The organism is Burkholderia sp. MSMB0856, from assembly GCF_001524645.2.
Taxonomy (GTDB): Bacteria; Pseudomonadota; Gammaproteobacteria; order Burkholderiales; family Burkholderiaceae; genus Burkholderia; species Burkholderia diffusa.
Genome location: NZ_CP013427.1, coordinates 159,131 through 175,677, shown reverse-complemented (window position 1 = coordinate 175,677; position 16,547 = coordinate 159,131). Strand labels below are relative to the sequence as shown.

The following is a 16,547-nucleotide window of genomic DNA, read 5'->3' as shown; positions in this document are numbered from 1 at the left end:
GCGCCCCCGCCGTCAGGCCGGGGGGGCCGGGTCGCATGAAAGGCAGGCGCGGACACGCCGGCGCGTCGGCGCCGACGGCTGGAAACTCGCGGATATTGTCGCGACGTTCGCTGTGTTTCGAAGGGACGATCAGTCGAGCAAAACGCCCGTAATTCGTCGCATCGCGGGACGGGTGGCGTCTCGGGGGCGGTCTGGCGCCTCGGCGCTCGGCGGCCGGCACGTGCGCGGACCGTGCGATACCGGCACGATGCGCGCGAGCGCGTGGCCGATCAGGTTCCGGTTTCGCGGTCTCGTTGACCGGCTTGTCGATGTTGACCGCGCCGAACGAGCCGGCGGCCGATCGTGCCGCGGGCCGACGAAAGCCTGTGCCTCGACGACAAGGGCCGTGTCGTCAGCAACGGGAATCCGCTCTGGCTATATCCGATCAACGGCTCGCCGGCCCAACAGTGGCGTCTGGTTCCGTTGAACAACCTGAAGTCGTTCGAGTAACCCGCGGATCGCGGCCGGCCCCGCTCGCGGCGCGCGGCTTTCGCGGCTCGCGCGTCGTCTGGATTGGTTGCACCGGGGAGACATCGAATGCGCCGCGCGCGACGAAAGCCCGCTGAACTCCGTTCGGCGGGCTTCTTTTTTGGTTCGTCGCGGATTAGCGGGAAACGCTGGCGCACGCTGCAATCCAGCTGCGCGACAGAACACGACGAACGGGGAAATTCGCTGGAAGCCTGATCAGGCCATTTGGCAAGCGCACGAAAGCTGTTCCCCTTCCGATGGGAGATTGTGACGTGTTGACGCTGCTTCAGGGCGTGGTGCTTGACCGTGTTGAGGCTACGGCGGTCGAAGTTCGCGCTGCTGCCGCTATTGCCCTTCCCTCTACGCGAAGGAAGGTGAAGCCGGCAAGAAGGACGAGCAGGCCAAGCGGGCGAAAAACGCGGCCAGCCGATTCTCGCCATCTGCTCCTCCGCGTCTCTTCGTCAGTAACCGCGACAAGTAGGAGGATGAGTAACAGGTGCCGACACACTTTGACGCAGCGCCGCATTGTGATTACAATCCGTGCCGCGGGGTGGAGCAGTCTGGCAGCTCGTCGGGCTCATAACCCGAAGGTCATAGGTTCAAATCCTATCCCCGCAACCAACATCGAAGCCCGCTATGCGAAAGCAAGCGGGCTTTTTGCTTTCGCGCCAGAGCGCTGTGTGCGTCTCAATGATGCACCTTACTCGCCGACATCTCGGATATAGAGGCGGTCGACCCACTAAACCAAGCCCCGCCCCGCGCGGGGCTTTTCACTCGTGCTACCGCTTGACGACTGTATCGTCGAGCTGATGTTCGGTGATCGGCAAATGGACCGGCATCGCACACGCGCGCAGGTTTTGCCCTCATGCTGCCCTAGCGGAGCATGGCGGAAGATCAATTCGAGGAATAAAACTGCTGAGAGCCTGACTAGGCTTGGCGCGCCCGGCTGGGATCGAACCAGCAACCCCTGCCTTCGGAGGGCAGTACTCTATCCATTGAGCTACGGGCGCGTGTGACAGTGAGTCGACCCCAATAAACCGGCCGCCCACCATTGGCAAGACGGCAAGGATACCCGGTTTCCCATGAAGCGTCCACCTTGCCCGCAGAATCCCCGTCAGGCCCCCATTCCTGCGGGTAAACACGCGCCTTCGCGCCGCTCGCCGTGATGTAAACGTTCCGTCTATAATCGTCCGTGCTTCATTGGACTGCCATTTTGCCGTTGCACCGCGCTCACAATTCCTATTCACGGAGACGAGGCAAGCATGAGCGAAGCACCCCACGAATCTCCCGTCAAAACCCCCGGGCAGCTGATTGCCGTCGTCATCGCATCATTCGCGATTCCGATCGCCCTGATCGTCCTGTTTGCCACGTATGCCAACCACGCGTTCCGCTCGGGCGCCGGCACGGACGCGCTATCGGACGAACAGGTCGCCGCGCGGATCGCGCCGCTCGCGAAGGTCGACGTGAAGGACGCCAACGCGCCCCGCACGTACAAGACCGGCGAGGAAGTCTACAAGGCCGTGTGCGTGACGTGTCACGGCACGGGCGCCGCCGGCGCGCCGAAGTTCGGCAACAAGGACGACTGGGCGCCGCGCATCTCGCAAGGCTTCGACACGCTGCTCAAGACGGCGCTGTCGGGCAAGGGCGCGATGCCGCCACGTGGCGGCACGAATCCCGACGACGTCAGCGACTATGAAATCGCCCGCGCGATCGTCTACATGGCGAACAACGACGGCGCGAACTTCCCCGAACCGGCTGCCCCGGCCGCCAATGCGGCGCCGGCGGCGAGCGGCGCGGCGGGTGCGGCAGGCGCGTCGGACGCCGACGCGTCGAACGCGCAGGCCGCCGCTGCAATGGCCGCAATCGCCGCGATTCCGAAGGCCGGCGAAAAGCCCGCGGCCGCGCCGACCAGCGCCGACGCCGCATCGGCCGGCAAGGCGCTGTATACGCAGGTCTGCCAGGCGTGTCACGCGGCCGGCGTGCTCGGCGCGCCGAAGTTCGGCAGCAAGGAGGACTGGGCACCGCGCCTGAAGGACTCGATGGATACCGTCTACAACTACGCGCTGCACGGCAAGGGCGCAATGCCGCCGAAGGGCGGGTCGAGCGCGTCCGACGCCGACGTGAAGGCGGCCGTCGACTACATGGTCAACGCGTCGAAGTAACGCCTGCCGGCCAGAAAAAACCCCCGCGGCGCATGCGCATCGCGGGGGTTTTCTTTTGCCGGCGCGGCCGGGCCGGCCGCCTCCCGCACGTCACTTCTGCAACAGCGCCTTCAGGCTCGCGAGCCGGTCCTTCGGCGTCATCGGCGCTTCCTCCGGCGTCGGCGGCGGCGCTTCGTCGAGACCCATCTCGGGGATGAAGCGCGACGGTTCGCACACGACCGTCTCGCGCGCCCGCTTGCGCTTCTTGCACCAGTTCAGGTGCAGGCTGCGCTGCGCGCGCGTGATCGCGACGTACATCAGCCGGCGCTCCTCCTCGATCCGCTCGTTGTCGATCGGGCCGTCGTCCTCGCTGCCGCCGCGGTGCGGCATGATGCCTTCCTCGACGCCGACCAGGAACACGTGCGGATACTCGAGCCCCTTCGACGCATGGACGGTCGACAGGCGCACCGCGTCCGGATCCTCGTCCTTGCCTTCGAGCATCGACATCAGCGCGACGGTCTGGATCAGGCCGAGCAGGTTCTTGCCGGTATCGGCGAGCCCGTCGGCGTTGTGGAAGCCGTCGGCCTCGCCGTCGACGGCCTCGGTCTCGGGCTTGGTGCCCTTGCGCTTCAGCCATTCGAGGAATTCGAGCACGTTCTGCCACTTCGACTGCGCCTGCCGCTCGTCGAACGCGTCGTACAGATAGGCCTCGTAGTGAATGGCCTCCATCATGTCGTCGAGCACGACGGTCGCGGGCTCCTTGTCCGCGCGATCGGTCAGGCGCTGGATGAAGTCGCAGAACATCCGCAGCGGCTCGACCTGGCGCGCGGACAGCCGCGCCTCGATCCCGCCCATGTACACGGCCTCGAACAGCGACACCTTCGCCTGCCCCGCGAACGAGCCGAGCGCTTCGAGCGTCGTGTTGCCGATCCCGCGGCGCGGCGTCGTCACCGCGCGGATGAACGCGGGATCGTCGTCGGCGTTCGCGATCAGGCGCAGGTACGCGCACAGGTCCTTGATCTCGGCCTTGTCGAAGAACGACTGGCCGCCCGACAGCACGTACGGAATCCGCTCACGCCGCAGCACCTGCTCGAAGATCCGCGCCTGGAAGTTGCCGCGATACAGGATCGCGTAGTCGCGGAACTGCGTGCGCCGCTCGAACTTGTGCGCGGACAGACGGAACACGACCGATTCGGCTTCGTGTTCCTCGTCGTTGCACGGCGTGACGGTGATCGAGTCGCCCATCCCGTGCTCGGACCACAGCTTCTTCTCGAACAGCTTCGGGTTGTTCGCGATCACGTTGTTCGCGGCGGTCAGGATCCGCACCGTCGACCGGTAGTTCTGCTCGAGCTTGATCACGTGCAGCTTCGGGAAATCCTTGCCGAGCTGCGCGAGGTTCTCGAGCGTCGCGCCACGCCAGCCGTAGATCGCCTGGTCGTCGTCGCCCACCGCCGTGAACGCGGCGCGCGGGCCGGCGAGCAGCTTCAGCAGCTCGTACTGGCACGCGTTGGTGTCCTGGTATTCGTCGATCAGCAGGTAGCGCAGCTTGTTCTGCCAGCGGTCGCGCACCTGCTCGTTCTTCGCGAACAGCTCGGCCGGCAGGCGGATCAGGTCGTCGAAGTCGACCGCCTGGTACGCGTGCAGCGTCGCGACGTAGTTGCGGTAGACCAGCGCAGCCTGGTGCTCGTCCTCGTTGGCCGCGATCGTCATCGCCTCATCGGGCATGATCAGGCCGTTCTTCCACAGCGAAATCGTGCTCTGGATCTTGCGGATCAGGCCCTTGTCAGTGGTGCCGATCTGCTCCTGGATCATCCCGAAGCAGTCGTCCGAATCCATGATCGAGAACTGCGGCTTCAGGCCGACGTGCTCGGCCTCCTGACGCAGGATCTGCACGCCGAGCGAGTGGAACGTGCACACGGTGAGCTGGTTGACGGGCACCTTGCGGCCTTCCTTGCCGGGCGTGGTGAGCGTCTTGCCCTCCAGCAGCTTCGACACGCGCTCGCGCATTTCGGCCGCGGCCTTGTTCGTGAACGTGACGGCCGCGATGTGGCGCGGCTCGAAACCTTTCGCTTCGATCAGGTGCGCGATCTTCTGCGTGATCACGCGGGTCTTGCCGCTGCCCGCGCCGGCGAGCACGAGGCAGGGACCGTCGAGGTAGCGCACCGCTTCGTTCTGAGCGGGGTTGAGGCCTGCGGACATGATGACGGATGATGTTGCGGTTGACGGCGGAACGCCGGGAGGATGCCGCGCGCGGCAGGCCTGGATTGCAGGCGGACACGCGGGGCAGGACGCGCATGTTAACACGTCGGCGGCGGCCGGCGGCTGACGATGCCGCCGGGTGGCGACGCGCAACACCGGCGGGCTTCGCGCCCCTTTTCCGACACCCTTTTCCCGCCCCCTTTCCCCACGCGCTTTCCGTGCGCTGCCCGCGTCGGCGGACGCACGCCGAACATCCGAACAGGCAGCAAATCTCCCCTCTGTTTGATCCATCGTCGCGCGGCCCCCGGCGGCAACATACGTGAAACGTCGGCGAGTACGCGCCGCCGCCCCTTCATTCGCCGTCATCGATTTCCGCCGCCATGAATGACACCGTCATCGCCGCTCCCGTCTCCGAGGCCGAGCTGGCCCGCGCCGCCGCGCTTCACGCCGCCGGCTCGCTTCAGGACGCGGAGCAGGCCTACCGCCAGATCCTGCAAACGCATCCCGAACACGCCGATTCGCACCTCCGCCTCGCGACGGTGCTCGAACAGCTCGACCGGCGCGACGCCGCGCTGCGGCACTTCCGGGCCGCGGTGGCGACCGAGCCGTCGCAGCGGCGCTACTGGATCGCGTGCATCGACGCGCTGACGCGCGACAACCAGATGGATGCGGCGCGCGCGCTGGTCGCGCAGGCCCGCACGCACGGCATCGACGCGCTGTCGCTCGAACTCGCGGAGGCCGATGCGCCATCGGCCTCCGCCGACGAGCTGGCGGCCGTGCTCTCCGAATTCATGAATACGCTCGCCGCGCTGCTCGACAAGCGGCAATTCGCGCAGGCCGAAGGCATCGCGACCCAGCTGACCGAATGGATGCCCGACGTCGGGCTCGGCTGGCGGGCGCTGGCCGTCACGCTGGTTCAGCAGGAGCGCCACGCGGAAGCCCTCGCGCCGATGCGCAAGGCCGCCGCGCTGATGCCCGACGACGCCGACACCCGGCAGGACCTCGCCGACCTCGAGGCGCACGTGATGCAATCCGCGCCGGCGCCGCAGCCTGTCGCGCTGCCCCTGGTGCCGAATGCGACGCTCTGCACGACGCTGCCGGGCAGCCGTCAGTTCCGGCATTTCGCGGGCGGCCTGGTCGCCACGGTGCCGGTGCTGATCCCGACCTTCAACAATCCGACCTATACGCGCCGGATGGTGGCCCAGCTGAAGGCGCGCGGCCTGCGCAACATCGTGATCGTCGACAACGCGTCGAGCGCGCCGGACATGCTCGCGTTCCTGGAAAGCGTGCAGGACGACGTGACCGTCGTGCGCCTGGATCGCAACGCGGGCCCGCGCGACCTGTTCCTGTCGGACGCGAACTACGCGCGCCTGCCGGACCTCTTCTGCGTCACCGATCCGGACCTCGAACTGAACGACGCGCTGCCGCCCGAATTCCTGTTCGAGCTGATCGACGCGACCGAAGCGTTCCAGACCGGCAAGGCCGGCTTCGCGCTCGACATCTCGCAACCGGAGCTGATGAAGGAAACGACGCTCTTCTGCGGCGACCGCCAATACACGACGCTCGAATGGGAGGCGAACTTCTGGCGCCACCAGATCGGCAGCACGGCGGGCGGCGACCCGATCTACAACGCGCCGATCGATACGACGTTCGCCGTCTACAACAAACGCTACTTCCGCCGCGACTCGCATCTATGCGGCGTCCGGTTCGCGGGCCGCTACACCTGCAAGCACGTGCCCTGGTACAAGGAGACCGGCCTGACGGACGCGGAGGAGCAGTACTACCGCGAACACCAGAAGTGGTCGAACTACCTGGCCTGACACACGGCGGCGGCGAGCATCGGCGCATCGCCGCGCCATGCGTGCACGCCGCCCTCTTCGCCCGACAACCCTGACACCTCGCGCCATGCTACCCAGAGTCAACCTCGTCAAGACCGACAACGCCGATTACCTGCTGTTCGCGACCCGGGACGCGATTTCGGCGAACCTCTATTACAACGGCTCCTGGGACGCATCGCTGCTGACCATCAGCCAGATGTTCTACGCGAACGAGGAGGCGCCGCTGGTCCTCGACATCGGCGCGAACCTCGGCGCCTATGCGGTGCCGATCGCCAAGAGCATCGCCGCGCAGGGCGGCATGGTCTACGCGTTCGAGCCGCAGCGCATCGTCTATTACCAGCTGTGCGGCAACGTGTTCCTGAACCGGCTCGAGAACGTGCACGCGTTCAACGTCGCGATCGGCAACCAGGACGGCATCATCCCGCTGCCCGCGATCGACTATTCGCGCTCGATCAACATCGGCGGCTTCTCTCTCGACGAGCAGTTCAACCTGCGCCGCAACTCGGTCGAGACCGTCGCGAGCCAGCAGCCGAGCGACGTGCCGATCGCCCGGCTCGACACGCTGAACTTCCCGAAGTCACCGTCGCTGATCAAGATCGACGTCGAAGGCCTCGAACTCGACGTGCTGAAAGGCGGCACGGCCTTCCTCGAACGGCACGGCTTTCCGCCGCTGCTGCTCGAGGCCTGGAACCTCGAATGGTTCTCCGAAAAGCGCGCGGCGCTGCTCGACTACCTGAAGACGCTCGGCTACACGTGGTTCGCGATGGGCGACGAGCTCGTCGCACAGCATCCGTCGTTCGCGCGGCAGGTCAGCTTCGAGACGGGCGCCGACGGCGTGATCCGGATGAACCGCACGCGCTGACGGTTCGACCCCGGCGCGCCGTCACGCGCGCAGGCGCTGCCTGAGCGCGTCGGCGGCCTGTGCGGCCCACGCGGCGCACGCGGCCGCGCCGGGATGAAAGCCGTCCGCCGCCATCAGGTGCGGCTCGAGCGGCAGCGCGACGCGCAGGAACGTGCAGCGCGGCTGCGTCGCGGCCCACTCGGCGAGCGTCGCGTTGAGCCGCTTGGCGCGCAGGCCGAGATACCACGCGAGGGGCTGCGGCAGCGCCGGAAAGCGCTCGATCGGCGGCACTGCCGACAGGATCACGTGCGCGACCCCGAATCGCGCGGCGAGCAGCTCGACGAGCGCCGCCTGCGCGGCGCGCCAGCGCGCCGGCGACACGCCGCCCGTCACGTCGTTCACGCCGAGCGACGTCACCGCCACATCGAACGGCTGCGCCGGCTCGGCGGCAAGCCAGTCGACGAGCTCCTCGGCGGTCAGCCCCGTGCGCGCCAGCAATTTCCAGCTTACGCGGTGCGATGCCGCAAGCGCGCGGGCGAGCTGCCCCGACAGCGCGTCGCGCTGCGACGCGACACCGACGCCCGCGGCGGCCGAATCGCCCAGCACCAGCACGCGCAGCGGCGGCCCGTCGCCAGCCGTGCCGTCGCGCGGACCGGCCGCCTCGGCGAGCCGCGGCGTGACGCGGCGCACGCGCCGCCCCTGCATCAGCAGCAACGGACCCAGGGCGGCGGTGGCAAGCGGATATCCCATGGTTTCGATCCGGTAACGGGGCAAGCAGGCGACGCGGGACGCGCCGGAACGGTCCCCATTGTGTCGGATTCGCGCGCCGGCGGGCGCGATCCCGCCATTCGGCCGAGGTCATTCATGCGCATGCGCACCGGCTCCCTGTCCGTTCGGCCAACGCCCGCTCGCGCGCGTGCCGCCGTGCCACAATAGCCGTCCGCGCGGCCGGTGGCCGCAACGCTTTGCCCCCTCGTACGCAGCCAAGGATTGCCATGTCGTCATTGCTCAGGATTGGTTTGATGGGTTTCGGTTTCGCCGGCGCGACGTTCCACGCGCCCGTGATCGCCACGAGCGGCCGCACCGAGATCGCCGCGATCGCGACGGGCCAACCCGATCGCGCGCGCGCCGCATACCCGGGCGCACGCATCGTCCCCGATCTCGACACGCTGCTCGGCCTCGACGACATCGACTGCGTGGTGATCGCCACGCCGAACGACACGCACTTCACGCTCGCCCGCCAGGTGCTCGAAGCCGGCCGCCACGTCGTCGTCGACAAGCCCGTCACGCTCACGGCCGACGAAGCGCTCGCGCTCGCGCGGCTCGCGAACGCGCGCAGCCGCCTGTTCGCGCCGTTCCACAATCGCCGCTGGGACGGCGACTTCCTCACCGTGCGGCGCATCGTCGAATCCCGTGAACTCGGCCGGCTCACGTATTTCGCGTCGCACTTCGACCGCTTCCGGCCGATCCCGCGCACGCGCTGGCGCGAGGAGCCCGCACGCGGCGGCGGCCTGCTGCTCGACCTCGGCCCGCACCTGATCGACCAGGCGCTCGCGCTGTTCGGGCTGCCGGAAACGGTCAACGCCACGGTCAAGACGCGCCGCGACAACGGCACGGCGCCCGATTTCGTGCACCTGCTGCTCGGCTATCCGGACAAGGACGTCGCGCTGCACGCGAGCGCGCTGTCGGCGATCGAGCCCGCGCGCTTCACGCTGCACGGCACGCGCGGCAGCTACCAGAAGTTCGGGCTCGACACGCAGGAAGACCAGTTGAAGGCCGGCCTGACGCCGGACCACGTCGAGTTCGGCGGCGGCAACCCGCCCGGCGTGCTGCGCGTGCTCGACGGCGAAGTCGAGGTCGAGCGGCCGGTGCCGACGCTCGACGGCCAGTACGCGGAGTTCTACCGCGCGCTCGCCGCGTCGGTCCACGACGGCGCGCCGTTCCCGGTCACGCCGCAGGACGCCGTCGACGTGATGACGATCATCGAACTCGCCGCGCAAAGCGAGCATGAAGGCCGCCGGGTACCGTTCGTGCGCCGCACCGTCTGACGGCCGCCGGCCGGGTCGGTGCCGTCCCGGCCTCGGCCATCGCGTCGCGCCGCGCCGCCCCCCGGCAGCGGCAGCGACCACGCGTCAGCCGCCGCGACAACACGGTCCCGAACATTCCGTTACAAATGGTGCGGGAACGAAAGTCAGCGGTCTCCCGGTCTGATGCGTTTCTCAAAAAGTCGATCCGACACCAAACCGTCAGGAGAATGTGATGCAACGGTTGATTCGCGCAGCGGCATGCTGCGTCCTGGTTTCCTCGCTCGCGGCCTGTGTCGTGCAGCCGCAGCGGCCGGCCCGACAGGCGCCCCCGCCCCCGCCGCGGCCGAATCCGCAGGTCGTCGCGAATGATCGCCTGCTGGAGGTCCAGGGCCGGATCGACAACCTGCACCGCCGGATCGACGCGCGCGTCAACGGCGGCTACTACCCGCCGCCGTACGGCGCGCAGTTGCACCACCGGCTCGACGTGATCCGCCAGGAAGCGAGCGACATGTCGACCCAGCACAACGGCGGCCTGTCCGGCGACGAGCAGCGCGTGCTGAACCAGGAACTCGACACGGCCGCGCGCGCGATCGGCGAGTAATACCGGCCATGCCGGCGTCCGCCGGTGCCGGCAAAAGCGGCGGCGTCCCTCACGCCGTCGCTTGTCGCGAAGCGACATTATTTTGCTCAAATTGACAATGCCGACCCGCTCGCGTACAGTCGCCCGCACGCGTCGGGAGAGCGTGTGACCGCGTAGCTTCGCAACGCCGGTCGCGCCGCCGAAGGGGCACACCCGCAAACTCTCAGGCAAAAGGACCGACCGCGTCGGGGAATCCCGTCCGCGCATCGCGCGGGCCGCACTCCCCGCACTCTGGAGAGCGGCAGTAGCCCGCTGCGCGATTGCAGCGCGGGCAGGCTGCCCACCGAAGGGGCGCGCGTTCGCCGGCTCGTGGCCGCGGCGCAATCTCTCAGGTATCGAGGACAGAGGGGCATGTATCGCATCGCTCGCAGGCACACGGCCGCGACGGTCGGCACATGGCCGTTCTGACCCGCGCGCAAGCGCCTTGCCTGAGGCCTCGATGACTGCACTGAATCAAACCCCGCTCAACGCCGCGCACCGCGCGCTCAATGCCCGCATGGTCGACTTCGGCGGCTGGGACATGCCCGTCAACTACGGCTCGCAGATCGAAGAACACGAAGCCGTGCGCACCGACGCCGGCATGTTCGACGTGTCGCACATGTGCGTCGTCGATTTCACCGGCAGCCGCGTGCGCGCGTTCTTCGAACACGCGATCGCCAACAACGTCGGCAAGCTCAAGACCCCCGGCAAGGCGCTCTACTCGTGCCTGCTCAATCCGCAGGGCGGCGTCGTCGACGACCTGATCGTCTATTACTTCACCGAAGACTTCTTCCGCGTCGTCGTCAACGCCGGCACGGCCGAGAAGGACATCGCGTGGTTCAACCAGCTCAACGAACAAGGCGGCTACGGCCTGACCATCGCGCCGCGCCGCGAATTCGCGATCGTCGCCGTTCAGGGCCCGAACGCCCGTGAAAAGGTCTGGACGACGGTGCCCGCCGCGCGTGCCGCGACCAGCGAACTGAAGCCGTTCAACGCCGCGCAGGTCGCCGGCACGCCGTTCGGCGATCTCACCATCGCGCGCACCGGCTACACCGGCGAAGACGGCTTCGAAGTGATCGTCCCGGCCGTGCACGTCGAAGCGCTGTGGGCCGCGCTGCAGCAAAACGGCGTGCGCCCCTGCGGGCTCGGCGCGCGCGACACGCTGCGCCTCGAGGCCGGCATGAACCTGTACGGCCAGGACATGGACGACACCGTGTCCCCGCTCGACGCGGGCCTCGCGTGGACGGTCGACCTGTCGGCGCCGCGCGAGTTCGTCGGCCGCGCCGCGCTCGAGCGCGACGGCTCGCGCGCCGCGTTCGTCGGCCTGATCCTGCAGAAGGAAAACGGCAAGGCGGGCGGCGTGCTGCGCGCGCACCAGAAGGTCGTCACGCCGCACGGCGAAGGCGAGATCACGAGCGGCACGTTCTCGCCGTCGATGCAGGAATCGATCGCGTTCGCGCGCGTGCCGGCGGCCGTCCAGGTCGGCGACATCATTCATGTGCAGATTCGTGACAAGCAACTTCCCGCGCGCGTGGTAAAACTGCCGTTCGTGCGCAACGGCAAGGTCCTCGCTGCGTAACGACCGAGAGGCGACCGGGAGGCCGCCTCCCGGGAAGCCGGGAAATGGCGCCCGGCGCAACCACACCCCGGCGCGCCCCGGCGGCGCGCCAGCATAACGAACACACCCTTTTATCCAGGAGCATCCGATGAGCAACGTCCCGGCCGATCTGAAGTACACCGACGAACACGAGTGGATCCGCACCGAAGCCGACGGCACGCTGACGGTCGGCATCACCGATCACGCACAGAGCACGCTCGGCGACATCGTCTTCCTCGAACTGCCGCAAGTCGGCAAGTCGGTGAACGCGGGCGACGCCGTCGGCGTCGTCGAATCGGTGAAGGCGGCATCCGACATCTACTCGCCGGTGTCCGGCGAGGTCGTCGCCATCAACGAAGAAGCCGCCGACTCGCCGGAAGAAGTGAACAGCGACGCATACGGCACGTGGCTCTTCAAGATCAAGCTCGCGGCCGGCGCCTCGACCGACAAGCTGATCGACGCTGACGCCTACAGCAAGCTGATCGACTAATTTTCCCTACCCGAACCGCGCGGGGCCGGCCAGCCGGCCCGCGCGGGACCAGAGTCACGCCATGAAGCTCGAACACCCGGACCGCCTGATGAACCGCACGCCCCTCTCGCTCGCCGCGCTCGAAACGCACGACGCGTTCGCAGAACGCCACATCGGCCCCGACGCCGCCAGCCAGCAGGCCATGCTCGACACGCTCGGCTTCGCGTCGCGCGCCGCCCTGATCGACGCCGTGATCCCGGCCTCGATCCGCCGCGCCGAAACGCTGCCGCTCGGCCCGTTCGCGCAACCGAAGAGCGAGGCCGAAGCCCTCGCCGCGCTGCGCGCCCTCGCGGACAAGAACCAGGTGTTCCGCTCGTATATCGGTCAGGGTTACCACGACACGCACACGCCGGCCGTGATCCTGCGCAACGTGCTCGAAAACCCGGCGTGGTACACGGCCTACACGCCGTACCAGCCCGAAATTTCCCAGGGTCGCCTCGAGGCGCTCCTGAACTTCCAGCAGATGGTCGCCGACCTCACGGGCCTCGCGATCTCGAACGCATCGCTGCTCGATGAAGCAACGGCCGCGGCCGAAGCGATGACGCTGCTGCAGCGCACCGGCAAGCCGGCGTCGAACGTGTTCTACGTCGCCGACGACGTGCTGCCGCAAACCCTTGAAGTAATCCGCACGCGCGCGCTGCCGATCGGCATCGAGGTCAAGACGGGCCCGGCGGCCGACGCCGCGCACGCCAACGCGTTCGGCGTGCTGCTCCAGTATCCGGGCGTGAACGGCGACGTGCGCGACTACCGCGCGCTCACCGAAGCGATCCACGCGGCGGGCGGCCATGTCGTCGTCGCGGCCGACCTGCTCGCGCTGACCGTGCTGACGCCGCCCGGCGAATGGGGCGCGGACGTCGCGGTCGGCAACACGCAGCGCTTCGGCGTGCCGATGGGCTTCGGCGGCCCGCACGCCGCCTACATGGCCGTGCGCGACGAATTCAAGCGCCAGATGCCGGGCCGCCTCGTCGGCGTGACCGTCGACGCGCAGGGCAAGCCCGCGCTGCGTCTCGCGCTGCAGACCCGCGAACAGCACATCCGCCGCGAGAAGGCGACGTCGAACGTGTGTACCGCGCAGGCGCTGCTCGCGATCATGGCGAGCATGTACGCGGTCTACCACGGCCCGCACGGCCTGAAGACGATCGCGCTGCGCGTGAACCGCATCGCGGCGCTGTTCGCCGCCGGCGTGAAGCAGCTCGGCTTCGCGACCGTCAACGACACGTTCTTCGACACGCTGACGATCGACACCGGCGCGCGCACCGCGCAGGTCCATGAATTCGCGAAGGCCAAGCGCATCAACCTGCGCCGCGTGAGCGACACGCAAGTCGGCGTGTCGGTCGACGAAACGACGACCCGCGACGACCTCGCCGATCTCCTCGCCGTGTTCGCGCAGGCCGCGGGCGGCACCGCACCGGGCGTCGACGCGCTGGACGCGGGCCTCGCCGGCGTCGCCGCGCTGCCGGCCGGCCTCGAACGCACGAGCGCCTATCTGACGCACCACGTCTTCAACCGCCACCATTCCGAAACCGAAATGCTGCGCTACCTGCGCAGCCTGTCGGACAAGGATCTCGCGCTCGACCGCTCGATGATCCCGCTCGGCTCGTGCACGATGAAGCTGAACGCGACGTCGGAAATGCTGCCGGTCACGTGGCCCGAATTCGGCCGGATCCACCCGTTCGCGCCGGCCGAGCAGACCGTCGGCTACCGCGAGATGATCGACCAGCTCGAGCAGATGCTCGTCGCGGCCACCGGCTACGCGGCCGTGTCGCTGCAGCCGAACGCCGGCTCGCAGGGCGAATACGCGGGCCTGCTGATCATCCACGCGTACCACGCGTCGCGCGGCGAAGCGCATCGCGACGTGTGCCTGATCCCGGCATCCGCGCACGGCACGAACCCGGCGTCCGCGCACATGGCCGGCATGAAGGTCGTGGTCGTCGCCTGCGACGCGCAGGGCAACGTCGACATCGCCGACCTGAAGGCGAAGGCCGAGCAGCACGCGAACGATCTCGCGGCGATCATGATCACGTATCCGTCGACGCACGGCGTGTTCGAGCAGAACGTCCGCGAAATCTGCGAGATCGTGCACGCGCACGGCGGCCAGGTGTACGTCGACGGCGCGAACATGAACGCGATGGTCGGCCTGACCGCGCCGGGCCAGTTCGGCGGCGACGTGTCGCACCTGAACCTGCACAAGACCTTCTGCATCCCGCACGGCGGCGGCGGCCCGGGCGTCGGCCCGGTCGCGGTCGGCGCGCACCTCGCGAAGTTCCTGCCGAACCAGCGTTCGACCGGCTACGCGCGCGCGGAAGACGGCATCGGCGCGGTGTCGGCCGCACCGTACGGCTCGGCGTCGATCCTGCCGATCTCGTGGATGTACATCGCGATGATGGGCGCGAAGAACCTGACCGCCGCCACCGAAACCGCGATCCTCAACGCGAACTACATCGCGAAGCGCCTCGCGCCGCACTACCCGGTGCTGTATTCGGGCCCGGGCGGGCTGGTCGCGCACGAGTGCATTCTCGACCTGCGTCCGCTCAAGGAAACCAGCGGCATCAGCGTCGACGACGTCGCGAAGCGCCTGATGGACTACGGCTTCCACGCGCCGACGATGAGCTTCCCGGTGCCGGGCACGCTGATGGTCGAGCCGACCGAATCGGAATCGCAGGAAGAACTCGACCGCTTCATCGCCGCGATGATCGCGATCCGCGATGAGATCCGTGCGGTCGAGGAAGGCCGCGCCGACCGCGAGGACAACCCGCTGCGTCACGCGCCGCACACGGCAGCCGTCGTCACCGCGAACGAATGGCCGCACGCGTACTCGCGCGAGCAGGCCGCGTACCCGGTCGCATCGCTCGGCACGAACAAGTACTGGCCGCCCGTCGGCCGTGCGGACAACGCCTACGGCGACCGCAACCTGTTCTGCTCGTGCGTGCCGATGTCGGAATACGCATAACGCCCGCGCGCACCGGAGTCCGGCCGTGACCACACCGCACGCAACCGCCGGTTGCGTGCGGTTTTTGCGTTCTCCGCCGGCCCGATCGATTCACGCTCGCCCCCCAATCCGGCTAACATCACACGCGATCCAGCCAATCAAGGAGTTCCGCATGGTGCGTCCGATGTTTCCGGGCCATGGTGCAACGCAGGAGCGGCCGCGCACGCGCCGCTTCGTGCCGCTGCTCGTCGCGTCGCTGTCGTTTGCCGCTGCCGGCCTCGGCGCGGCGGGCAGCGCGCGCGCGGCGATGAATTTCTGCGCGGCGCCCGCGTTGCAGGCGAGCGAGACGACGCAGGCCGAGCCGGGCGTGCAGGCGCTGATCCGCAGCGTCGACGCGCGTATCGGCGAGCAGCCGAAGGCGTTGGCGCGCGTGCACACCGAAGGCACGCTGCCGCACGAAGGCATCTATGACCAGAGCGCCGACGCGCTCAAGGACATGGAGCTGATGCGCGACGCCGCGCTCGCGTGGCGCGTGACCAATGCGCCGCGTTACCTGCAGCTCGTCGACCGCTTCCTGTCCGCGTGGGTGTCGACCTACCAGCCGAGCTTCAACCCGATCGACGAGACGCGCTTCGACAGCCTGATCGTCGCGTACGACATGACGGCGAGCGCGCTGCCGGTCAAGACGCGCAACGCGACGGCGGCGTTCATCGCGAAGCTGGGCGCCGGTTACGTCGCGCAGATCGACGCGCAGAAGCGCCCGCTCGCCGGCACCTGGCGCAACAACTGGCAAAGCCACCGGATCAAGCTGGTCGCGCTGTCCGCGTTCACGCTCGGCGACCGCAAGATGATGAACGCCGCGCAGCGGCTGTTCGTCGAGCATCTCGCCGACAACATCGGCCCGGACGGCAAGACCTGGGATTTCGAGGAACGCGACGCGCTGCACTACGCGGTGTACGACCTCCAGCCGCTGGTGACGGCCGCGCTGGCCGCGCGCCGCTTCAACCGCAACTGGCTGCGCGAGCGCGGCGCGAACGGCGCGACGCTCGCGGTCGCGCTCGACTGGCTCGTGCCGTACGCGCTCGGCGAAAAGACGCACGAGGAATTCGTGAATTCGCCGGTGCCGTTCGACGCGAAGCGCCGCGAAGCCGGCTTGCCGGGCTACACGGGGCAGTGGGACCCGAAAAACGCCACTGAACTCTTTCATCTGGCCGCGCGGCTCGACGGGCGTTATGCCCGCGTCGCGCGGCAGCTTTCCCCCAATCCGCCCGCATGGCTCGCCGCGTGCCTGCCATTGCAGGCGCGTTAGCACTATTCTCA

At 68.3% G+C, this 16,547-nt stretch carries 12 protein-coding genes, 2 tRNA genes and 2 riboswitches; of the genes, 11 read left to right on the top strand and 3 right to left on the bottom strand.

What is annotated here, in order from left to right:
* The first annotated feature begins 342 nt into the window (after positions 1 to 342).
* On the top strand, positions 343 to 489 hold the full coding sequence (locus WS87_RS33450; protein WP_159085628.1) for an RICIN domain-containing protein: 147 nt from the start codon (positions 343 to 345) through the stop codon (positions 487 to 489).
* Positions 490 to 1,051: 562 nt separating this feature from the next.
* Positions 1,052 to 1,128 (top strand) — tRNA-Met (locus WS87_RS01760).
* Positions 1,129 to 1,441: 313 nt separating this feature from the next.
* On the opposite strand, the gene WS87_RS01755 is transcribed toward WS87_RS01760, so the two are convergent.
* Positions 1,442 to 1,517 (bottom strand) — tRNA-Arg (locus WS87_RS01755).
* Between the two features lie 252 nt (positions 1,518 to 1,769).
* Between WS87_RS01755 and WS87_RS01750 the strand changes: the two genes are divergently transcribed.
* The gene (locus tag WS87_RS01750) at positions 1,770 to 2,669 is read left to right on the top strand and encodes a c-type cytochrome (protein ID WP_059816477.1); all 900 of its coding nucleotides are present in this window, start codon (positions 1,770 to 1,772) and stop codon (positions 2,667 to 2,669) included.
* A 90-nt stretch (positions 2,670 to 2,759) separates the two neighbouring features.
* Here WS87_RS01750 and WS87_RS01745 read toward each other — a convergent pair whose 3' ends face one another.
* Complete coding sequence (locus tag WS87_RS01745) at positions 2,760 to 4,847, bottom strand: UvrD-helicase domain-containing protein (RefSeq protein WP_059531101.1); 2,088 nt, start codon at positions 4,845 to 4,847, stop codon at positions 2,760 to 2,762.
* A gap of 380 nt (positions 4,848 to 5,227) precedes the next feature.
* Here WS87_RS01745 and WS87_RS01740 point away from each other — a divergent pair, with 380 nt between their 5' ends.
* A complete protein-coding gene (locus WS87_RS01740; protein WP_059816473.1) occupies positions 5,228 to 6,667 on the top strand; it encodes a glycosyltransferase family 2 protein in 1,440 nt (479 codons plus the stop codon).
* Positions 6,668 to 6,752: 85 nt separating this feature from the next.
* Positions 6,753 to 7,547 carry an FkbM family methyltransferase gene (locus WS87_RS01735; protein ID WP_059531107.1) on the top strand — a complete coding sequence of 265 codons (795 nt, stop codon included), beginning with the start codon at positions 6,753 to 6,755 and terminating at the stop codon, positions 7,545 to 7,547.
* Positions 7,548 to 7,568: 21 nt separating this feature from the next.
* On the opposite strand, the gene WS87_RS01730 is transcribed toward WS87_RS01735, so the two are convergent.
* The gene (locus WS87_RS01730) at positions 7,569 to 8,276 is read right to left on the bottom strand and encodes an SGNH/GDSL hydrolase family protein (protein WP_059816469.1); all 708 of its coding nucleotides are present in this window, start codon (positions 8,274 to 8,276) and stop codon (positions 7,569 to 7,571) included.
* Positions 8,277 to 8,521: 245 nt separating this feature from the next.
* Here WS87_RS01730 and WS87_RS01725 point away from each other — a divergent pair, with 245 nt between their 5' ends.
* The 6 genes from WS87_RS01725 to WS87_RS01700 all read left to right on the top strand — a co-directional run bounded on the left by WS87_RS01725 (position 8,522) and on the right by WS87_RS01700 (position 16,536).
* Positions 8,522 to 9,574 (top strand): oxidoreductase, encoded by a 1,053-nt coding sequence (locus tag WS87_RS01725; protein ID WP_059816466.1) that lies wholly within the window; start codon positions 8,522 to 8,524, stop codon positions 9,572 to 9,574.
* 211 nt (positions 9,575 to 9,785) lie between these two features.
* Positions 9,786 to 10,154 carry a hypothetical protein gene (locus WS87_RS01720; RefSeq protein ID WP_059531112.1) on the top strand — a complete coding sequence of 123 codons (369 nt, stop codon included), beginning with the start codon at positions 9,786 to 9,788 and terminating at the stop codon, positions 10,152 to 10,154.
* 123 nt (positions 10,155 to 10,277) lie between these two features.
* A riboswitch (glycine riboswitch) is annotated at positions 10,278 to 10,382 on the top strand.
* Between the two features lie 32 nt (positions 10,383 to 10,414).
* A riboswitch (glycine riboswitch) is annotated at positions 10,415 to 10,548 on the top strand.
* Positions 10,549 to 10,632: 84 nt separating this feature from the next.
* Positions 10,633 to 11,751 (top strand): glycine cleavage system aminomethyltransferase GcvT, encoded by a 1,119-nt coding sequence (gene gcvT, locus WS87_RS01715; protein WP_059816463.1) that lies wholly within the window; start codon positions 10,633 to 10,635, stop codon positions 11,749 to 11,751.
* 127 nt (positions 11,752 to 11,878) lie between these two features.
* Positions 11,879 to 12,259 carry a glycine cleavage system protein GcvH gene (gene gcvH / locus WS87_RS01710; RefSeq protein ID WP_057926424.1) on the top strand — a complete coding sequence of 127 codons (381 nt, stop codon included), beginning with the start codon at positions 11,879 to 11,881 and terminating at the stop codon, positions 12,257 to 12,259.
* Positions 12,260 to 12,320: 61 nt separating this feature from the next.
* Positions 12,321 to 15,248, top strand: a complete 2,928-nt coding sequence (gene gcvP, locus WS87_RS01705) for an aminomethyl-transferring glycine dehydrogenase (RefSeq protein ID WP_059816460.1) — start codon at positions 12,321 to 12,323, stop codon at positions 15,246 to 15,248.
* 151 nt (positions 15,249 to 15,399) lie between these two features.
* Positions 15,400 to 16,536 carry an alginate lyase family protein gene (locus WS87_RS01700; RefSeq protein ID WP_059816455.1) on the top strand — a complete coding sequence of 379 codons (1,137 nt, stop codon included), beginning with the start codon at positions 15,400 to 15,402 and terminating at the stop codon, positions 16,534 to 16,536.
* The last annotated feature ends 11 nt before the right edge of the window (positions 16,537 to 16,547 follow it).

Coding starts and splice junctions, on each gene's coding strand:
- WS87_RS01750 (WP_059816477.1), top strand. CDS start 1,770: ATGAGCGAAGCACCCCACGAATCTCCCGTCAAAACCCCCGGGCAGCTG.
- WS87_RS01745 (WP_059531101.1), bottom strand. CDS start 4,847: ATGTCCGCAGGCCTCAACCCCGCTCAGAACGAAGCGGTGCGCTACCTC.
- WS87_RS01740 (WP_059816473.1), top strand. CDS start 5,228: ATGAATGACACCGTCATCGCCGCTCCCGTCTCCGAGGCCGAGCTGGCC.
- WS87_RS01735 (WP_059531107.1), top strand. CDS start 6,753: ATGCTACCCAGAGTCAACCTCGTCAAGACCGACAACGCCGATTACCTG.
- WS87_RS01730 (WP_059816469.1), bottom strand. CDS start 8,276: ATGGGATATCCGCTTGCCACCGCCGCCCTGGGTCCGTTGCTGCTGATG.
- WS87_RS01725 (WP_059816466.1), top strand. CDS start 8,522: ATGTCGTCATTGCTCAGGATTGGTTTGATGGGTTTCGGTTTCGCCGGC.
- WS87_RS01720 (WP_059531112.1), top strand. CDS start 9,786: ATGCAACGGTTGATTCGCGCAGCGGCATGCTGCGTCCTGGTTTCCTCG.
- gcvT (WP_059816463.1), top strand. CDS start 10,633: ATGACTGCACTGAATCAAACCCCGCTCAACGCCGCGCACCGCGCGCTC.
- gcvH (WP_057926424.1), top strand. CDS start 11,879: ATGAGCAACGTCCCGGCCGATCTGAAGTACACCGACGAACACGAGTGG.
- gcvP (WP_059816460.1), top strand. CDS start 12,321: ATGAAGCTCGAACACCCGGACCGCCTGATGAACCGCACGCCCCTCTCG.
- WS87_RS01700 (WP_059816455.1), top strand. CDS start 15,400: ATGGTGCGTCCGATGTTTCCGGGCCATGGTGCAACGCAGGAGCGGCCG.